We start from the raw sequence: 17973 nt of genomic DNA, 5'->3' as shown, positions 1-17973 counted from the left end.
TTGGTTTCGTCATTTAGGTAATCAGCTTATCGTCTACGCGTCAACAATTAATTGATTGCCTAATCGACTTCCTATCGTGTAGCATTGCCGCATGTCGATCCAATTGATTTTCGAGGCGCTGTCCTCGCCGGTACGTCGCAAGATCCTCGCCTATGTCGCGCATCACGAATTGAGCGCGGGCGAGATCGCCGCGCGTTTCGACATGTCGAAGCCCTCGATCTCGCAGCACCTGCAATTGCTCGAACATTCCGGCCTGGTGCAGAGCGAGAAGCGTGGCAAGTTCGTCTATTACCGCCAGATGCCCGATACGCTGGCCTCGACGCTGACCGCCTTCGTGCAGGAGATCTGCCCGGTCGGCCGGCCGTTCCGCCGCGAGAGCAAGGCGCTGGCGAAAAAGGCGCAAGGCGCCAAGGCAGGAACGGTGAAGGCGTCGGCCGCCAAGCCGAAGGCGGCCAAGGCTGCCGTTTTGAAAACCGCCACGGCGAGACCCGCCAAGGTGAAGACCAGCAGGATGAAGGCGCAAAACATGGCGTGATCGTTGCCGCCGGTCCTTGGGCGGGCCGGTGGCGAAGGGGCGGGGCAGGAAGGAGAAAACCATGCTTACGACCAGATCGGCCATGCCGCAAAACCAATCCGGCCCGGACCGGACCAAGGCAAAACGGCTGCTTGCAGGTCTTGTTCTACTGGCTTCGTTCCTGCCCGTTGGCGCGCAAGCCAAGATGCCGGCGGATTTCCTCGGCAAATGGTCGACCGATCCGGCGCGCTGCGAGCAGGTGAACGGCGAGGTCGATATGCTGGAGGTCCTGCCGGACGGCCTGACCTTCTATGAGATCGGCTGCGAATTCGACGAACCGAAGACGGGCGGCAAGACATTGCGCATCGCCGCGCAATGCTTCAAGGGCGGCAGCCCGATGAGCGCGGGCGGGGTCGAGCTCTCCCGCTCAGAGCCGGACAAGGTCAGCGTGTCGCTGCACGGGTTCTTCTGGACGGCGGAGACCCCGGAAACCTTCCAGCGCTGCCATGAGCAATGAGCCGGAGCCAAATCCGGGGAAGGGCGTTTAACAGACGCTGACCTCAAAGGAGCGGGAAGGTGAAAAAGCACGTCAACCCGATCGAGCCTCTCACCTTCCGCTTTGCCGATGACGGGCTGGTGCCCAACCATCCGCGCTGGCCGATGCTCGTCTATCCCGGCGCGGTGCAACTGCCGGACGACGTCGACCCGGCCGCCATCGTCGAGGATATTTTCGCCGCCAATGGCTGGGGCGACAGCTGGCGCAACGGCATCTACGGCTTCGTCCACTATCATTCGCGCATCCATGAGGTTCTGGGCATCGCGCGCGGTGCCGCCGAAGTCCGCTTCGGCGGCGACAAGGGCAAGGTGATCGAGGTCAAGGCGGGTGATGTGGCGGTGCTGCCGGCGGGCACCGGCCATCAACGCCTGTCAGCCTCCGCCGATCTGCTCGTCGTCGGCGCCTATCCGCCTTTCGGCACATATGATTTGTGCCGGAGTCCCGATCAGCATGCCGAGGCGCTACGCACCATCCCGACTGTTGGTCGGCCCGACAATGACCCGATCCTTGGCGGCGACGGGCCGCTTCTGAAAGCATGGAGCGAAGGCTGAAATGGCAAGGGTCGTCGCCATCGAGCATCTGACGCTGGACGGCGTCTTCCAGGCGCCGGCGCGGGCCGATGAAGACACGCGCAACGGTTTTGCGCATGGCGGCTGGGGCATTCCGGGCAGCGACGCTCAGATGCAGGAGGCCATCGGCCGAGCCATGGCCGGCGGCTGGTCGCTGCTCGCCGGCCGGACGACCTATGAGGATCTCCGCGAAGCCTGGGCTGTCCGCCAGCCGGCCAGTCCGATGACCAGGGCGCTGACCGGCGCGCAGAAATTTGTCGCCTCGCATGACGCCGGCTACGAACCGCGCTGGGAGAATTCGACGCTGCTTGCCGGCGATGCCGGGGAGGCGGTGTGTGCGCTCAAGCAAGGTCACGACAAGGCGCTGATCATGTTCGGCAGCGGCAAGCTGCTGCGCGCGCTGATGCGGCACGGGCTTGTCGATGAGCTGGTGCTGATGGTCCACCCGCTGGTGCTGGGGGAAGGCTCGCGCCTTTTCGAGCCGGGGCAGGCGCCTTCGACGCTGAAGCTGTCCAGTCAGCTATCGACCGCGGCGGGCGTGGCGATCCTCACCTACATATTCGACAGGCAAGAAGCGGCGGAGTGGCCGGAGTAAACGGGCCGCGGCCAGCGCCTACGGATAATGCGTCTTCTTCGGCGCGTAGGTCGATGGGTCGAAATCCAGTTCCTTCGGCAGCGGCTGGCTCGAGCACTGCAGATGTATCTGGCGGGCGAGCAGCCGTCGCTGCTGCTGCTCATGCTCCTTGGCGGCTGCGACGAGCCCCATGCTGTAGGGGCCAACCAGCACGCCGAAGCCCCAGCCGGGGTGGTCCTTCTCGCGGGCGGCGTAATCCGAAGCCGCGGTGCGGGCCTGCTGGCATTCCGGCGATGCCCATTTCGGATCCTGCTGCGGAAGCGAGGCGCCGTAGTCGACAGGAGAGGACACGCATCCAGCCGCTGCCGCGCTCAGCGCGACGATCACCGCGATTCTCATCGTTTGAGTCCTCGCTAATTTAGGATGGAGAGAACACAGAATACTTCTTCGCACAAGCGAGATGGCGGCAAGAGCGGATGGAAGGCCGGAAGCCGCCATCGCCGTCCTTCGCGGCGCGCTCCAGCAATTTTTCGGCGCTTCGTTCCGTTTCCACGCGCCGTTTCGTCCTTGGTTGCATCCGCAACGAAAAAGGAGGCCGCAATGGCTGGAATGGTCGTCATCTATAGGCAGCCGGTCGATGCTCAAGCGTTCGACAAGCACTATTTCGAGACGCATATACCGCTGGCCAAGAAGATCCCGGGTCTGAGGAAATACGAGGTCAGCCAGGGGCCTGTCACTGTGTTGACCGGACCGTCCGACGTTTACCTGGTTGGGACGCTGCATTTCGACGATCTTGAGGCCATGAAAAAGGGTTTTGCAAGCCCAGAGGGGAAGGCGGCCGGGGCGGATCGCCGGCTCTACGCCCCCGACGAGTCAGGCGTTCAGATATTCCTTTTCGACAGCAGGGAAGTTTAGAACCTGCGACTGGGACGGGACGGTCCGTCCGTGAGACCGCGCCCGGATCGGCTGTCCTTCCGGGCTGGACGGAGCCGGCTGGTTTGGCCGACAGGCCGAGGTCGCCGGTGGCACAGGACAGGGTCGGATACATAGGCTATAGGCGGCTTCGTCATGGTCGGCCTTGGGCTGCGGCTGCTGATTTCCGGCAACCCGGTTCATCGGTCTTAGGCTTGAACCATGAATTTGTCCCGGCGAAAGGATTGGCCTTGGCAAGCGACAATGACCTGACGGGCGGATGCCAGTGCGGCGCCATCCGCTATCGCATCGGCGGGCGGCTCGCCAAGCCGCATGTCTGCCATTGCCGCATGTGCCAGAAGGCCGTGGGCGCGCCGTTCTGGGCGCTGGCGGAGACCGACGCGGCATCCTTCGCCTGGACCCGGGGCGAGCCGGCCTGGTTCCGCTCGTCCGAAGCGGTCGAACGCGGCTTCTGCGCCAGATGCGGCACTTCGCTGCATTTTCGCTATGTCGGCGCGGACCGGCTCGATGTGGCGCTGGCCAGCCTCGACCATCCGGAGGCCATCGCGCCCGAGCAGGAGTTCGGTTGCGAAAGCCGCATCGCCTGGCTGGAGCGGATCGGCAGCCTGCCGCGATCCACGACCGAGGCGACGACGCCGGCGGCCGCGCTCAAGACCTATGCCAGCCGCCAGCACCCTGACCATGATTGAAGGCCGTCGCCAGCCGCTCAGAGTTTCCGGCTGAGATAGGCAGATCCGGCGAGGCCGAACCGCCACTCGAAGTCCACTGCCTTGGTAAGGCCGATCCGGCGTCCGCTCACGACAGCGGCCGGATCGGTCTGCGATCGTGCAAACTCGAAGGGCGGTGCGACAAGCGAGAGCCCGTTATGCGAGGCATCGACACCGAGTGCCTGGCAGAGCTTGCCGGGGCCGGAGCAGAGCAGCCTGTCGTTGTCGGTGCCGCGCCGTTCGCGCATGGCAGCGATGCCGGATTGCGGCTGGATCGCCCGGATCAGCACCGCGCTGCCCGGCAGGCACACCGCGTTCAGGCACCAGTGCAGCCCGTAGGAGCGGTACACATAGGCGGTGCCGGGCGCGCCATACATCGGCGCGTTGCGCGGCGTGCGGCCGCGATAGGCATGCGAGGCGGGATCGTCGGGCCGGTAAGCCTCGGTCTCGACAATGATGCCGCCGACACCGTTCAACGCAAGCTCGGCGCCGATCAGCGCGCGTGCCACCACAAGCGCGTCGCGCGCGAAGAAGTCGTTCGATGAAGCGGAGCCGGCCCTAGACGGCATGGCGATTGATACCCGGCGGAAGCCCGCGCCATGAATGGACCCCTCGCAGAATTCTGGGCAGGTCGTGCAGCTCCGGCGCGGGAAGGATGGCCTCAGACGATGAAGAGCGGCCTCGGATACTGTGTGATGACCTCGCACCCGGTTTCCGTGACAAGGACCGTCTCGGAGATCGTGATATGCGTGCGGTCATCGATGAAGACGCCGGGCACCAAATGGAAGACCATGCCCGGCTTGAGCTCGCGCCGTTCGGTTCTGGTAATCGACAACTCGTTGCCTTCGCCCCAATCGGGAGCATAGTTGACGCCGACCGAGTAGCCGGTGCGGTGATCCACGATAAGTTTGTAGCGTGAGAAATTGTCGACATGGACCTGGTGGATATCCGCCGCGACCGCGCCGGGTTTTATGCTGGCTGTAAGCACCTCGAGAGAAGTGATGCAGGCTTCCGCCAGCTTCTCGAATCCCGCATTGGGTTTGCCGATGGTACCGCATCTGTAGATAGGTGCCACGTACCGGTTCACCACTCCAGGAATTTCAAAACCGAGCGAATCGCCGGCCTGGAGCTGCCTTCCGGACCACGTGGCATGCGCCAGGCACATCCTCGGTCCGCTGGTCACAAAAGGCGGCAGCCCGGGAAACTCTCCGCCATTGCCGACGAGAACGCGCCAGACCTCCGCCGCGATGAAGTTCTCGTTGACGCCTTCGCCGGCTGCGCCGATCGCGGCGGCCATCGCCTTTTCGGAGATACGCGCGGCGCGCCTGATGCAGGAAATCTCTTCCGCCGACTTTGTCAGCCGCAGCGTGCCGACCGGGTTCGTCGCCGTCGTCTTGTAACCGGCGCCCTGCAGCAGGCCCGTCAGCATCGCATAGCGCTTGGGCGACACGAAAAAGGCCTCATCCTCCAGGCCGATCGTTGCATCCGGCTTGGCTACCTGTTGCACCAGTGCGAAAATCGCCGAGATCGGCTCGTCTTCGTCCTGATAGCCGACTGCCAGCTTGGACCATGAATTGTATAGGGTATTGGATGCATCGATGTGCCGGATCACGTTTATCGGCGTGGCGTCCATCGTGACCACGCAAGCCTGGACGTACTGGTAGGCCGGCGTGTCGTGGCCTGTGAGATAGAAGATGTTTTCCGGGCCGAAGGAAATGAACACGTCGGCTCCCGCCGTGCGCATCTCCCGGCGCAGCGCCTCCAATCTCCTTTCATATTCCTCGTTTGAGAAAGGCAACTTGCTGATTGTTGCCTCGGTCCCCTTCTGGACCTCGAAATTGCGGGCGATCATGGTCAAGACTGATTCCTCATATTCACTGCTATGGAGCCGTCCTTCTCGACATCGATGCCGACGACCCCCTTCAAGCCAAAATATTTTATCTCACGAAATATAATAGTAGAGTCTGTGTCACGTATGCTTCCGACGTCGGCGAGTGTTTTTGAAACAAAATTGAGTACATCATCAACGGTCTCGAAATAAGCCTTTATTGTTATATCGTTTGGTCCAGCGGTTATTGTGACGCTGTCGACGAAACTGTAGGAAGTAAGTAGCTGTGATACTTGGTCAATGTGACCGCGCTCGACAACAAGACCGATAAAGGCACCCACCTTGTAACCAATCAGGCTCGGGTCGACCACGGCCCGGATGCTCATGATCCCGTCGTCGATAAGTCTGTTCAGCTTCTTGCGGATCGTCGGCTCGCTTGCGGACAGCCGCCTCGAAAGCTCGATCGTGGACATGCGCCCGTCGTCCTGGAGCAGCCTGACGATGCCCCGCTCTACCGAATCCAAAGCTTCCTTGCGCGGGGACACGAGTCACCTCCGAATTTGGAAAGTCAAAAAAGATTAGCAAACATATTTCTATGAACCAAAAAACAAAAGAGAAAATTTTTGTGAAAGAGAAAATTTTTGTTGATGCTGTTTTTGGTCTGTGCAACGATCTCCAGGTCGGCAGCCATGGGCAGTCGACGGATTGGCTGGCGAACGGGAACCACCGGCCCGCTGTAGAGGCTCAAGGGGAGTAGTCATGAGAAGGGAAGTGAAGCCGCGCCTTATGAGAAGGCGGCAGTTTTTAAAGATGGCGGGCATAACCGGCCTGGTTGTACTGGCATCGCCCGCCATTCTGCGCGGCGCGACCAAAGGGAAAGTCTATCTGAGGACGACCGGTGGCTCGGCGGAAGACGGCTATCGGCGCGCCTGGTATGATCCGCTGCTGCGCGACACCGGCATCGAGGTGGTGCCGACCGTCGTCGAGACCGCCAAGATCGCGGCGATGGTGCAGGCCGGCAACGTGACGCTGGACATCACCGCTGGCGCCGCGCCCGAAATGATCATCCTCGGGCGTCACGGCAGTCTCGAGCGGCTGGATTACGGCCGTTTCGCCCGCACCAATCCGAAGGATCTGGATTCCACCAGCGACTTCTGGTTCGCGGACACCCTCTATGCCACGGTGCTGGGCTACAACAAGGAATCCTTCGCTGACAAGCGCCCTGGAAGCTGGAAGGATTTCTGGGACGTCGGCGCGTACCCGGGCCGGCGCATGCTGCAGGATGCGTCGGTTGAATATCCAAACTTGGAGCAGGCCCTGCTGGCTGATGGCGTGCCGATGGAGAGCCTCTATCCGCTCGACGTCGATCGCGCTTTCAAGGTGCTCGAGGCGATCCGTGGCGATGTCGTCAAGTGGTGGGATAGCGGCGCGGTTTCAGCCCAGCTGCTCTCGGACCGGGTCGCCGTGATGGGCTCGCTGTGGGAGAGCCGGGCAAACACCATCATCCGCGCAGGCGCTCCGATCGCGATCGAATGGAACCAGGCCATGCGCAACATCTGGGCGATGGGCATCGTCAAGGGCGCTCCCAACGTCGAGCTGGCCTACACCGCCCTCGACTACGGGCACTCTCCCGAAGTGCAGGCCGCGATTGCCAAGGAAGTGGCCGCGGCGCCAAGCAACCGCAAGGCCTTCGATTTCATTCCGGCCGACATTGCGGCGACGCTTTCCACGGCCCCCGACCATGTCAAGATCGGCTTCATCAACAACGCCGACTGGTGGGTCGACAATCTCGACGGCGTTCGCGAACGCTGGCGCGAATTCCTGCTCCAGTAATTTGCGTGGACACGAGCGGAGGACCGCCCTCGGCGGGCCTCCGCTATTTCGAATTGGCAGGGAAACAAGTGACGATGCAAGCCTTGACCCGTGGCGAGACGGCAGGGGGAACCGCGGTACATCTCGCGGACGTCTCCAAATCCTATGGCGATTTCCTGGCGGTGCCGGGTCTCGATCTAGAGGTTCGCTCGGGCGAGTTCCTGACGCTTCTTGGGCCGAGCGGTTCCGGCAAGACGACGACGCTGATGATGATCGCAGGGTTCGAAACGCCGTCCGCTGGAAGGATTCTCATCAATGGGAAGGATTGCACGCAGATCCCTCCATATCGCCGCAACCTCAGCATGGTCTTCCAGAACTATGCGCTGTTCCCCCACAGGACCGTGGCGCGCAACGTCGCCTTTCCCTTGGAGATGCGGCGCAGGAGCATTTCCGAGATCGACGCGGCGGTCGCGGAAGCATTGGCAATGGTGCGTCTGACGGGGCTGGAGAACCGGCTGCCCACGCAATTGTCCGGCGGCCAGCAGCAGCGGGTGGCGCTGGCGCGCGCCATCGGGTTCGGCCCATCGATCCTGCTGATGGATGAGCCGCTCGGCGCGCTCGACAAGAACCTGCGCGAGCAGGTCCAGATGGAGATCAAGGAGATACAGCGTCGCCTTGGTGTCACGGTCGTCTACGTTACGCACGACCAGCATGAGGCGCTGACGATGTCGGATCGCATCGTGGTGATGAACCATGGACGCATAGAGCAGATCGCTTCGCCGGAGACCATGTATCAGTGGCCGGCAAATCGCTTCGTTGCAGGGTTCCTCGGCGCGTCCAACTTCATCGAAGTGAACATGGACGACGTCAAGACCGACGGCTCATTCGTCGCCTCCGCAGGCGAGGGGCTGGCAATCCACGGCCGCTCCGAGCGCGCGCGTCCGGGCAGCGCCACACTGGCAATCAGGCCCGAGCGCATCGCGCTCCTCCCATCCGGGACGGAAAGCGAAGGCCTGCACATCCACCAGGGCATTGTGACCGGAGCAGTATTTACCGGTGACAGCCTGTCCTACTCGGTTCGTGCCGGGCGGATCGATTTGTCCGTCAAGGTTCCAAACACCGGGCGGGTCTATCGCCCATCGATCGACGATCGGGTCAACGTCGGATGGTCCGACGAAGATATCTCGGTTCTGACCGAATAGGGTTGAAGTTGCCCATGTCTGCGATCGCCCGCCTTCGAAACCCGAAAGCCTCTTATGCGCTGATGCTGTTGCCGGTCCTGGCGCTGATCGGCTTTCTGTTCATCTACCCGATGGTCGATATGGTTGCGCGCAGCCTGGGATCGACGCAAGGAACGCTGACCACGCAATATTACGCACCGATCTTCTCCAAGACGATTTATCTGCGGGTGCTCTGGAACACGTTCGAGATTTCGCTGCTCACCACGCTGGTGACGCTGGTGCTTGCGTATCCCGTCGCGTATCTGATCGCCACCGGCAGACGCCCGCTGTCGCTGTTCCTCACAGTTTGCACGCTGATCCCGTTCTTCACCAGCCTTCTGGTTAGGACCTATGGCTGGATGGTCATCCTGAGCCCCGAAGGACTGCTGAACGAGGCGCTCGGTCTTCTGGGCCTAGGTCCTGTGGCGCTGCTCTATACCAGGGGCGCGGTGCTTGTCGGAATGACCTACTCGCTGCTGCCATACATGGTCCTCACATTGGCCAGCGTCTTCCGCGGGATCGATCCGGGACTGATGCGCGCGGCAGGGCTCTTCGGCGCTTCCAATGTCAGGGCGTTCCTGCATGTCTATTTCCCGCTCAGCCTGCCAGGGGTGCTGGGCGGCTCGCTGCTCGTCTTCCTGCTGGCGATCGGTTACTTCATCACCCCGGCTCTGCTCGGAAGCGGCAGGGATCAGATGATCGCGATGATCGTCTACGAGCAGGTCGACAGGTCGCTCAACTGGGAGTTCGCGGCGGCGCTGTCCACTCTGCTTTTCGCAACGACTCTCGCCGTGTTCTTCGTGTATGCGCGGGTGTTCGGGCTGGGCAAGGCGCTGGAGGCCAAGCGATGACCGGTTCCTCAATCTCCGACAGGATAATGCGCTGGGGCATCTACGGCTTCGTTGGCCTCGTCGTCATCTTCCTGGTGGCGCCGATCCTCATTATCATTCCCATTTCCTTCAGCTCCGCGCGATATCTGACCTTTCCGCCGCCCGGCTTTTCCTTCCAGTGGTACAAGGAACTGGTCGAACGTCCGGAATGGCTAAGGGCATTCTGGGTGAGCCTGAAGGTCGCGGGCCTGTGCGTCGTGCTTTCGCTCGCATTCGGCCTGCCTGCCTCCTTCGCCCTCGTCAGGGCAAAGTTCAAGCTCACGCCGCTTTTCTACGCGCTCATCCTCTCGCCGATGCTCCTGCCTTCCGTGGTGGTCGGCCTCGGGCTGTTCTTCCTTTTCAGCAAGCTCGGTATCACCGGCAGCGTCGGCGGGCTGGCGCTGGGTCAGGCGGTGGTGATCATGCCCATCGTGGTGGTCATGATAACGTCCACCCTGCAAGGCTTCGACAGGCGGCTTGAGCAGGCGGCGTTGATATTCGGCGCCTCACCGCTCACCGCCTTCCGGCTTGTCACCTTGCCCATAATCGCGCCTGCAATCATTTCGGCGGCGCTGTTCGTGATCCTCTTGTCCTTCGATGACCTGTTGATCGCGCTGTTCCTGTCCGATCCCTCGACCTCGACGCTGTCGATCGCGATCTGGAACAACACCACCATGCAGATATCGCCGGTCATTGCCGCCGTCAGCGTGTGCCTGCTGGGCATGTCGATACTGATCCTCGGGCTGGTCGCCATCGCGAGGCGCTGGGCCTGACGGGCGCCTCGCTCGAATGGCTTCATCCCAAAAGGTTGCGCGCTGTGCGCATGAAGATCCGCGAGCCGATCGGGATTAGGTCGTCGGGGAAATCATAGTCGGGATTGTGCAGCGAGGGGATGCGTTCGCCGGCACCGAGGAAGAACATCGCCGACTTCGCATTGTGGCCGAAAATGCCGAAATCCTCCGAGGCGCGCATCGGCAGTGCATCCTCGCTGCGCGCAACACCTTCCTCGTCGAGCGCGCGGTTGAGATGCTCCACCGCGTCCGGCGCGTTGACGCTGGCGACGAAGATCTCGTGGTAGTCGAAGCGCGCTGAGAGACCGTGCTTTGCGGCGATCTTTCCAGCCAGCGCTTCCGCGGCGGCGACCTGCTCGGCCATGCGCTCGTCGCGCCTTGTGCGCAGCGTCGCCCACACTTCGGCATAGCCGGGCGCGATGCCGAACACGGCTTCGCCCATCGCGCAATGGGTGACCGTCACCATGCCGAAATCCTCATCGGTGAAGGTGCCGCGCCCGAGCGCGGGGAGCGCCGGCATCAGCTCGCTCACCGCCGGCATCGGCGAGATGCCGGTCTCGGGCATCGAGGAATGCGCGGTCTTGCCTTCGAGCACGATGCGCATGCCGCGCGAGGCGCAGTTGACGGTGCCGGCCTTCAGCCGCACCTCGCCGAACGGCACGCCCGGCAGATTGTGCAGCGAAAAAGCAAAGTCCGGCGAGACCTCGGAAAAGCGCGGATCGGCGACCACGCCGGCCGCGCCATTGCCGGTTTCCTCGGCCGGCTGGAACATCAAAACGACGCGGCCGCGCGCCGGCCTTTCGCGTCCGAACTGACGGCCGAGCGCCGCCAGGATCGCGGTGTGCCCGTCGTGTCCGCACATATGCGACTTGCCCGGCACCTGAGAACTATGCGCGACGCCCGAAAGTTCCTCGATCGGCAGCGCGTCGAGCTCGGAACGGAACAACACTGTCGGCCCGGCCTGCCCGCTGTCATAGACCGCCGCCACGCCATGGCCGCCCAGTTCCGTCAGCACCTTGTCCGGTCCCGTATCGGCGAGGAAGGCGACGACTTCCTTGGCTGTCTTTTCTTCCTCATTGGAGATTTCCGGCTGCCGATGCAGCTTGCGGCGCCATTCCGTCAACTCGATGAGGTCGCGGTTGGTCAGGGTCATGGGCTGAGACTCCGGTTGGGCTTTGCCGGTCACACAAACACGATAGGGCTTTTCTCGCGCCGTGCCATGCCGATCAATTCGGATAGGCCATCGGCGAGTTCCCGGAAATATGCGTCGGGACTAGACTCGATCAGCTTCAATTCGCGTTCGAGCGCTCAGACCCATCCCGATCCTCCTGTCGAGCCGGAGCCATCCTTACAGGCGACACCGTTGGAGGGTCAAAGCGACATGGGCCGATCCCTCAAAGATGGATGCGGATGCCAGTACGGGTCGCATCGGCATTCACCGCTCAACCAGCCGAGAGGCGTTGTTTTCGGCGAGCCTCGAACAGCAACGCAATCCCGAGGATTGTGAGCACGGACAGGCCGGCGAGTGTCAGCCACTGCATGGTCATGGCCTGCTCGTCCCGTCCAAGAACGCGATAGAGTCCGTCGATCTTGGTCATTTCGCTGTCGGACAGCCGCTTCTTCGGCAGGTTCCGGTCAGTGTAGAAATACTTGGTCATCGCGTTGAATTCGAGCTCGCTGCCGACGAACATTTCGGACGGTGTCACATCCGATGTGACATGGCCTTCATAGGGAAATTCCTGGGTGGCGCGGATGTCGACGGTGTTGAAGTCGGGCTTGGTGGCGCCCGGATGAAACCAGCCTGGTGAGAACTCTGCCACCGGCCCGGAGCGGGGCAGATGGGTGATCGGTTGATTGACGATCGCCATTATCTTTTGATCGGTCTGGGCTGTTTCCGCATTCAGCGTTTCGATTTGTGGGCGGACCCAAAGCACGGCGTACATTGCAGCCAGCAAGATGCTCGTTGCGCCAATCAGGCCCAATACGAGACCTATGCCGCGCGCTGCTTTCGGCACGCGGGCGGGTGGCGCGGTCGGCGCGTGGATGGCGCGTCCGCGCTGACCGAACCTGGCACTCGTCGAGTCCGCGACTTTCATGCGACGATTTTGAAAGCAAGCGAGCTAACGCAACATTAACAGGTCAAGGAGAGGGTCCGTAAAATCGTCGCAGCAGGTGGTTTCGAGGGTTATCGCGCCACCTTCACCTGCGGCAGGTCGCGGCTGATCGGGCGGAAGCCGACGCCGTAATACATGTTCCGGGCAGCAGGATCGGCCGGCGCGCCGCGGCAGGCGACCAGCATGCGGCTGGCGCCTGCGGCTTTCGCCAGTTGCATGCCGTGCAATTGCAAGGCCGTGCCCAGTCCGCGTCGGCGAAAATCGCGATGCGTGCCGACCGGTTCGAATTCGGCGGTCCGCGTCGTCTCGTCCAGCCAGATGATCGCGGTCGCGGCCAGCGTGCCGTCGGGCGCAGCGACCAGCACATGCAGGTCTGCACGGTACGGCCAGGTCCGCCGCACGCGCTCGAACGCCGCCTCGTTGAAGCGTGACGCGTTCCAGGCCTGGCGATGCGCCTGGACCGCGTCGGCCGCCGGGACGTCGTTGGCGTCGAGGAACCGGAACCCTTCGGGCAGCGCCGGATCGGCCACGTCGGTCAATTCCCGCGTGTTGAACTGCACCCAGGGCCCGTCATCCGCGCCGGCTTCAGCGTCGAAGGCGTAGCCATGCGCGGCGACAATCCGCTGCGCCTCGACATCGGCGGATTGCGCCGTCAGCAGTCGGTCGACATCGCCGGCGACGTCGTCGTACCAGTCGAGGATTTCGCCGAGCATCGCGGCGCGGTCGGGATGCGTCTGCCAGATCAGATTGGCGGTCTCGACCTCGATCACGGTGCCGTCGCCGCGCGGCACGCGATGGGGCAGGCAGGCCCACCCCCACGCCGCCACCCGCCCGTCCACGAACCACAACCGATGCCGCCAGAAGGGGCTGAACGCATCGAAATCCTTGGCCCAGACCCAGGCCAGTTCGCCGACGGTCGCATCGCCGTTGAGCAGTTCCGGCCGCAGCGCCGTCACGTCCTGGGCGAGGCCTTGCATCAGCCGGAGATCGTTCGGACCAAGAGTTTCCATCTCGGCATCTTTTGCGCGTGTGATCGTCCTGTCCACCCGTAACGCTCGCAAATGTCCAGAACCGTGCCCGACGGCTCCTGTCTGGCAGGCCTAATCGAAAATGCGACGTAAGCCGCTGAAATCCTTAACACGATTTTCATCCCGCTCGCCTAACCACTAGGGCCATGACAAGGCATGATGAGCGGCTGGTTGCGGGTCCCTCTTCCGAGGGGCGGAGCGAAGCCGTGGAAGCAGGCATCCTGCGCGATCAGCTCGCCAATCTGGCCAAAGGCGTCTTCATTTCGATGCCTATCGGCACGGTGCTCTCGGCCCTGATCCTGGCGGTGAAGTTGCTGTCGGGTGGCGGCCCTGCCTCGGTGTTGTGGTTTACTGCGATCGCCTTGATAAACGGCGCGCGCGTGGTGCTTGCCGTCGCCCAATCGGACGCGGCCGACGACAGGCCGGAGGCGGTCGGCGCCCGGCTTTCTCTCTATGGCCTGCTGGCGCTGGCCTCGGGCGTCGCCTGGTCGTTTCTGGCACTGCTGAGCGACGGATACACGACCAGCCAGGCGCCGCTCTATCTCATCGTGCTTGCCGGTATTTCGGCCGGTTCGGTCACCTACGGCACCTCCTACGCGCCGGCCTCGATCAACTTCATCACACTGCCGCTTCTCACCGCCGCCGGCTGCGTGCTGGCCAAAGGCGGCGTCGAGAATTACGTGCTTGCCTTCACCATCCTGCTTTTCCTCGGCGGCATGATCAGAAGCGCGCTTCTCGGACAATCCCGCTTCCGCGAGACGAGCCGCCTCAAATACGAGGCGCGCGAGCTCGCCGCCGAGATGGAGGGCAACTCCAGGCGCGACCCGCTGACGAACCTGCTCAACCGCTATGGCCTGGAGCAGGCCATCCACGAGCTCGGCCTTTCCGACGGCCCGTTCGTGGCCATGCTGATCGACCTCGACGGCTTCAAATCCGTCAACGACACCTATGGCCACACCGTCGGCGACGACCTTTTGGTCAAGGTGGCGCGCAGGATCGAGGACCACGCCCCTCAGGGTGCCACGGTCGCGCGCATCGGCGGCGACGAGTTCGTGCTGCTTTTCTCCGCCGGTAGGTCTCGGCAGCCAGCCGGCGAGCTTGCATCCACCATCATCGCGGCCATCGCCAATCCGGATCCGGAATTGAACTCGGTGCGCGTCGGCGCGTCGATCGGCATCTATCAGGCGGAAAAGCCGCGCCTGACGGAAATGTTGCTCAAGGCCGATTTCGCGCTCTATGCGGCCAAGCGCGGCGGCAGGAACGAATACTACCTCTTCGACGCCGGGCTTGACGCCGCGCTGGAACGCAAGAACCGCATCGAGCGCGACCTGCGCGGCGCGATCGAGGCAGGCCGGCTCTGCTCGTGGTTCCAGCCGCTGGTGCGGCTCGACACCAGCGCGGTCGTCGGTTTCGAGGCGCTGCTGCGCTGGCATCATGATGACCATGGCGCTATCTCGCCGCCCGAGATCGTCACCGCCGCGCGCGAGACCGGCCTGCTTTCGTTGTTGACCGAGACGGTGTTCCTCAACTGCTGCGCCATGATCGGCGAGTTGGTGCGGCAGGGGCGCCGCGACGTGCGGGTCGCGATGAACCTTTCGCCGCGCGAGCTAGAGGCTGGCAATATCGACGACATGATCCTCACCGGCCTGAAGGCCAGGGGTGTGCCGGCCGCGATGCTCGAGATTGAGATCACCGAGGAGGCGCCGGTCGACCGCGCCCGGGTCGACGAGAAGGTCGGGCATTTGGCGGATGCCGGAATATCGATCGTGCTCGACGATTTCGGCACCGGCTTCTCGACCCTGGTGTCGCTGAAGGACAGCCGTATCCGCAAGATCAAGATCGACAAGGATTTCGTGCGCGACCTGGCGAAATCCGTCGAGGACCAGGCGCTGGTCGAGGCGGTCATCGGCCTTGGCCGGACACTCGGGATCGAGGTGATGGCCGAGGGCGTCGAGACTGACGCCGACCGCATGATCCTGCGCTCGCTGGGCTGCATGATCGCGCAGGGCTACCTCTTTTCGGCGGCGCTGCCGATGCGCGACGCGCTGGCCTTCGACGCGGCCGGCGCTGAGGTCATTTTCGAGCCGCTGCGCAATCCCCGCAGCGGCAACGCCGCCTGATCGGGAAGCCTGCATCGGCATTCATCGTGATCCGGCCGGCAAGAAGCCGCGACAGGGCCGGGTGGCGGTGAAGCGCGGCCCCGCATGAAACCTTTTGATTTTTGGGCCGTTGTCGCGCGATGCCCCCGGCTAAACGCAAACCGAAACCAGCCGACAGCGCCATTGAGCGCGGCGCGAGTAAGCCGCGCCCGGCGACGTCGCGCCCCAAGACTCCGCACCAGTTGAAGCCGCGCCAGTCGAAACCGCGTGGCGCTCTGAAGCCGCGCGCGGAGAGGGCGCAGGAAGACAACCCAGACGACAGGCTGAAAGAGGACAAGGCGCGGCAAGCAAAGCCATCGGTCGGCGAGAGCCCGCCCGAAAAGACGCCCGCCGATGCCGCGCCGGAGGCCATCGGCCATGCCGGGTCGCCGCCGCCCGAGGCCGCCGAGCCCGGTCCCGCGCTTTCGCCGGAGGAGGCCGAGCGGGCGCGCAAGAAATATCTGCTCAGGCGCTTCTGGATCAGCGGGCGCGGCTATTGGGGTTTGCGCGGCGACAAGCTGGCCTGGCCGCTGACGATCGGGCTTCTGGCGCTGATCTGCGTCAATGTCGGCTTCCAATATGGCATCAACCGCTGGAACCGCGCGATCTTCGACGCCATCGAGCAGCGCGACGCCCACACCGTCTACTGGCTGAGCGCCATCTTCCTGCCGCTGGTCGCCGGCAGCATCAGCCTGGTGGTCGCGCAGGTCTATCTGCGCATGACCATGCAACGCCGCTGGCGCTCCTGGCTGACCACGGCGGTCATCCAGCGCTGGCTGGCAAGCGGCCGCTATTACCAGCTCAACCTCGTCAAGGGCGACCATGCCAACCCCGAGGCGCGGCTGACCGAGGATCTGCGCATCGCAACGGAATCGCCAGTCGACTTCATCGCTGGCGTCCTCAACGCCTTCCTGTCGGCCTCGACCTTCATCGTCGTGCTGTGGACCATCGGCGGCGCGCTGAGCTTCACGCTGGGCGGCTCCACCATCACCGTGCCTGGCTTCCTGGTCGTCACCGCGGTCATCTATGCGGCCATCACCTCGACCTCGATGTTCGCCATCGGCCGCCGCTTCGTCCAGCTTTCCGAGGCCAAGAACCAGGCGGAAGCCGAGTTCCGCTACGTGCTGACGCGCGTGCGCGAGAACGGCGAGAGCATCGCGCTGCTTGGCGGCGAGGAGGAGGAGAACGCCGGCATCGAACGCACCTTCGCCGGCGTACTCGGCCGCTGGGCGCGGCTCACCGGCCAGCACATGCGCACCACGCTGGTCTCGCAAGGCTCCAGCCTGTTCGCGCCGGTGGTGCCGGTGCTTTTATGCGCGCCGAAATTCCTCGACGGCTCGATGTCGCTCGGCCAGGTGATGCAGGCGGCCTCGGCCTTTGCCCTCGTGCAGGGGGCGTTCGGCTGGCTGGTCGACAATTATCCGCGCCTGGCCGACTGGAACGCGTCGGCACACCGCATCGCCTCGCTGATGATGTCGCTCGACGGGCTGGAGCGCGCCGAGACGAACGATACGCTCGGCCGCATCCAGCGCGGCGAGACCGAGGACGGCGCGATGCTCAGCCTCAACAACCTTTCCGTGACGCTCGACGACGGCACCTCGGTGGTCAAGGAAACCGAGGTGGAGATCGAGCCTGGCGAGCGCGTGCTGGTCTCGGGCGAATCCGGCTCCGGCAAGTCGACGCTGGTGCGCGCCATCGCCGGGCTGTGGCCCTGGGGCAGCGGCAGCGTCGATTTCCACCCGGGCAAGCGGCTCTTCATGCTGCCGCAGCGCCCCTATATCCCGTCTGGCACGCTGCGCCGCGCCACCGCCTATCCGGCCGCCGCCGACAATTGGAAGACCAAGGAGATCGCCGCCGCTCTCGACAAGGTCGGCCTTGGCTATCTGAAGGACCGGCTGGAGGAGGAGGCACCCTGGGACCAGACGCTGTCGGGCGGCGAGAAGCAGCGCCTGGCCTTCGCCCGCCTCCTGCTGCATGCCCCTGACATCGTGGTGCTAGACGAAGCGACCTCGGCGCTGGACGAGAAGAGCCAGGACAAGATGATGCGCACGGTGATCGAGCAACTGCCGAAGGTCACCATCATCAGTGTCGCCCACCGCGCCGAGCTGGAAGCGTTTCATACGCGCAAGATTACGCTGGAACGGCGCCAGGGCGGTGCGCGGCTGGTCAGCGATGTGGAGCTTGTGTCGCGGAGGAAGAAGCGCGGCCTGCTGCAGCGGGCGCTGTGGGGAGGCGGCGCGAATGGCGGCAAAGGGTAGGGGTGCTCTAACATTGTACGCAATCGCCGGCGCCACTCCCCCGCTCCCCGGGGGGGCGGGCG

Annotated in this window: 19 protein-coding genes; 12 read left to right on the top strand and 7 right to left on the bottom strand. The window is 63.6% G+C overall.

Annotated elements, in window-relative coordinates:
* The first annotated feature begins 91 nt into the window (after positions 1 to 91).
* The 4 genes from LB572_RS27200 (at position 92) to LB572_RS27185 (ending at position 2234) form a co-directional block, all read left to right on the top strand.
* Positions 92 to 535: a metalloregulator ArsR/SmtB family transcription factor gene (locus tag LB572_RS27200; RefSeq protein ID WP_318014070.1), complete on the top strand. Its 444-nt coding sequence runs from the start codon at positions 92 to 94 to the stop codon at positions 533 to 535.
* Between the two features lie 61 nt (positions 536 to 596).
* Positions 597 to 1031, top strand: coding sequence for a hypothetical protein (locus LB572_RS27195; RefSeq protein ID WP_224669921.1), 435 nt, complete (start codon positions 597 to 599; stop codon positions 1029 to 1031).
* Positions 1032 to 1090: 59 nt separating this feature from the next.
* Complete coding sequence (locus LB572_RS27190) at positions 1091 to 1621, top strand: cupin (protein ID WP_224669920.1); 531 nt, start codon at positions 1091 to 1093, stop codon at positions 1619 to 1621.
* 1 nt (position 1622) lies between these two features.
* Positions 1623 to 2234: a dihydrofolate reductase family protein gene (locus LB572_RS27185; RefSeq protein ID WP_224669919.1), complete on the top strand. Its 612-nt coding sequence runs from the start codon at positions 1623 to 1625 to the stop codon at positions 2232 to 2234.
* Between the two features lie 18 nt (positions 2235 to 2252).
* Here LB572_RS27185 and LB572_RS27180 read toward each other — a convergent pair whose 3' ends face one another.
* Positions 2253 to 2612 (bottom strand): hypothetical protein, encoded by a 360-nt coding sequence (locus tag LB572_RS27180; protein ID WP_224669918.1) that lies wholly within the window; start codon positions 2610 to 2612, stop codon positions 2253 to 2255.
* A gap of 201 nt (positions 2613 to 2813) precedes the next feature.
* Between LB572_RS27180 and LB572_RS27175 the strand changes: the two genes are divergently transcribed.
* Together LB572_RS27175 and LB572_RS27170 are read left to right on the top strand one after the other, a co-directional pair.
* The gene (locus tag LB572_RS27175) at positions 2814 to 3128 is read left to right on the top strand and encodes an EthD family reductase (RefSeq protein WP_224669917.1); all 315 of its coding nucleotides are present in this window, start codon (positions 2814 to 2816) and stop codon (positions 3126 to 3128) included.
* Between the two features lie 248 nt (positions 3129 to 3376).
* The gene (locus LB572_RS27170) at positions 3377 to 3835 is read left to right on the top strand and encodes a GFA family protein (RefSeq protein ID WP_224669916.1); all 459 of its coding nucleotides are present in this window, start codon (positions 3377 to 3379) and stop codon (positions 3833 to 3835) included.
* A gap of 17 nt (positions 3836 to 3852) precedes the next feature.
* Here LB572_RS27170 and LB572_RS27165 read toward each other — a convergent pair whose 3' ends face one another.
* From LB572_RS27165 to LB572_RS27155, 3 genes are all read right to left on the bottom strand, one after another.
* Positions 3853 to 4422: a DNA-3-methyladenine glycosylase gene (locus LB572_RS27165; protein WP_224669915.1), complete on the bottom strand. Its 570-nt coding sequence runs from the start codon at positions 4420 to 4422 to the stop codon at positions 3853 to 3855.
* Positions 4423 to 4514: 92 nt separating this feature from the next.
* Positions 4515 to 5705 carry a M24 family metallopeptidase gene (locus LB572_RS27160; protein WP_224669985.1) on the bottom strand — a complete coding sequence of 397 codons (1191 nt, stop codon included), beginning with the start codon at positions 5703 to 5705 and terminating at the stop codon, positions 4515 to 4517.
* Between the two features lie 2 nt (positions 5706 to 5707).
* Positions 5708 to 6226, bottom strand: coding sequence for an Lrp/AsnC family transcriptional regulator (locus tag LB572_RS27155; protein ID WP_140810542.1), 519 nt, complete (start codon positions 6224 to 6226; stop codon positions 5708 to 5710).
* Positions 6227 to 6491: 265 nt separating this feature from the next.
* On the opposite strand from LB572_RS27155, the gene LB572_RS27150 reads away from it, so the two are divergent.
* From LB572_RS27150 to LB572_RS27135, 4 genes are all read left to right on the top strand, one after another.
* The gene (locus LB572_RS27150) at positions 6492 to 7514 is read left to right on the top strand and encodes an extracellular solute-binding protein (RefSeq protein WP_181179935.1); all 1023 of its coding nucleotides are present in this window, start codon (positions 6492 to 6494) and stop codon (positions 7512 to 7514) included.
* A gap of 74 nt (positions 7515 to 7588) precedes the next feature.
* Positions 7589 to 8695, top strand: a complete 1107-nt coding sequence (locus tag LB572_RS27145; RefSeq protein ID WP_224669914.1) for an ABC transporter ATP-binding protein — start codon at positions 7589 to 7591, stop codon at positions 8693 to 8695.
* Positions 8696 to 8709: 14 nt separating this feature from the next.
* On the top strand, positions 8710 to 9564 hold the full coding sequence (locus tag LB572_RS27140) for an ABC transporter permease (protein ID WP_224669913.1): 855 nt from the start codon (positions 8710 to 8712) through the stop codon (positions 9562 to 9564).
* A complete protein-coding gene (locus LB572_RS27135) occupies positions 9561 to 10355 on the top strand; it encodes an ABC transporter permease (protein WP_224669912.1) in 795 nt (264 codons plus the stop codon). Before LB572_RS27140 ends, LB572_RS27135 begins: the two co-directional genes overlap by 4 nt.
* Before the next feature lie 22 nt (positions 10356 to 10377).
* On the opposite strand, the gene LB572_RS27130 is transcribed toward LB572_RS27135, so the two are convergent.
* The 3 genes from LB572_RS27130 to LB572_RS27120 form a co-directional block, all read right to left on the bottom strand.
* A complete protein-coding gene (locus tag LB572_RS27130) occupies positions 10378 to 11526 on the bottom strand; it encodes an amidohydrolase (protein ID WP_224669911.1) in 1149 nt (382 codons plus the stop codon).
* Positions 11527 to 11815: 289 nt separating this feature from the next.
* A complete protein-coding gene (locus LB572_RS27125) occupies positions 11816 to 12469 on the bottom strand; it encodes a hypothetical protein (RefSeq protein WP_224669910.1) in 654 nt (217 codons plus the stop codon).
* 89 nt (positions 12470 to 12558) lie between these two features.
* Complete coding sequence (locus LB572_RS27120) at positions 12559 to 13497, bottom strand: GNAT family N-acetyltransferase (RefSeq protein ID WP_224669909.1); 939 nt, start codon at positions 13495 to 13497, stop codon at positions 12559 to 12561.
* 224 nt (positions 13498 to 13721) lie between these two features.
* Between LB572_RS27120 and LB572_RS27115 the strand changes: the two genes are divergently transcribed.
* Both LB572_RS27115 and LB572_RS27110 read left to right on the top strand, forming a co-directional pair.
* Entirely contained in the window at positions 13722 to 15635 is a 1914-nt protein-coding gene (locus LB572_RS27115) for a putative bifunctional diguanylate cyclase/phosphodiesterase (protein ID WP_224669908.1), read from the top strand.
* Between the two features lie 119 nt (positions 15636 to 15754).
* Positions 15755 to 17911 carry an ATP-binding cassette domain-containing protein gene (locus LB572_RS27110; RefSeq protein ID WP_412033593.1) on the top strand — a complete coding sequence of 719 codons (2157 nt, stop codon included), beginning with the start codon at positions 15755 to 15757 and terminating at the stop codon, positions 17909 to 17911.
* The last annotated feature ends 62 nt before the right edge of the window (positions 17912 to 17973 follow it).

Origin of the sequence: Mesorhizobium sp. BH1-1-5 (assembly GCF_020165615.1) — a bacterium.
Lineage (GTDB): Bacteria > Pseudomonadota > Alphaproteobacteria > Rhizobiales > Rhizobiaceae > Mesorhizobium.
Note: the sequence above shows the minus strand (reverse complement) of the source record. Positions and strands in the feature narration are given on the sequence as shown.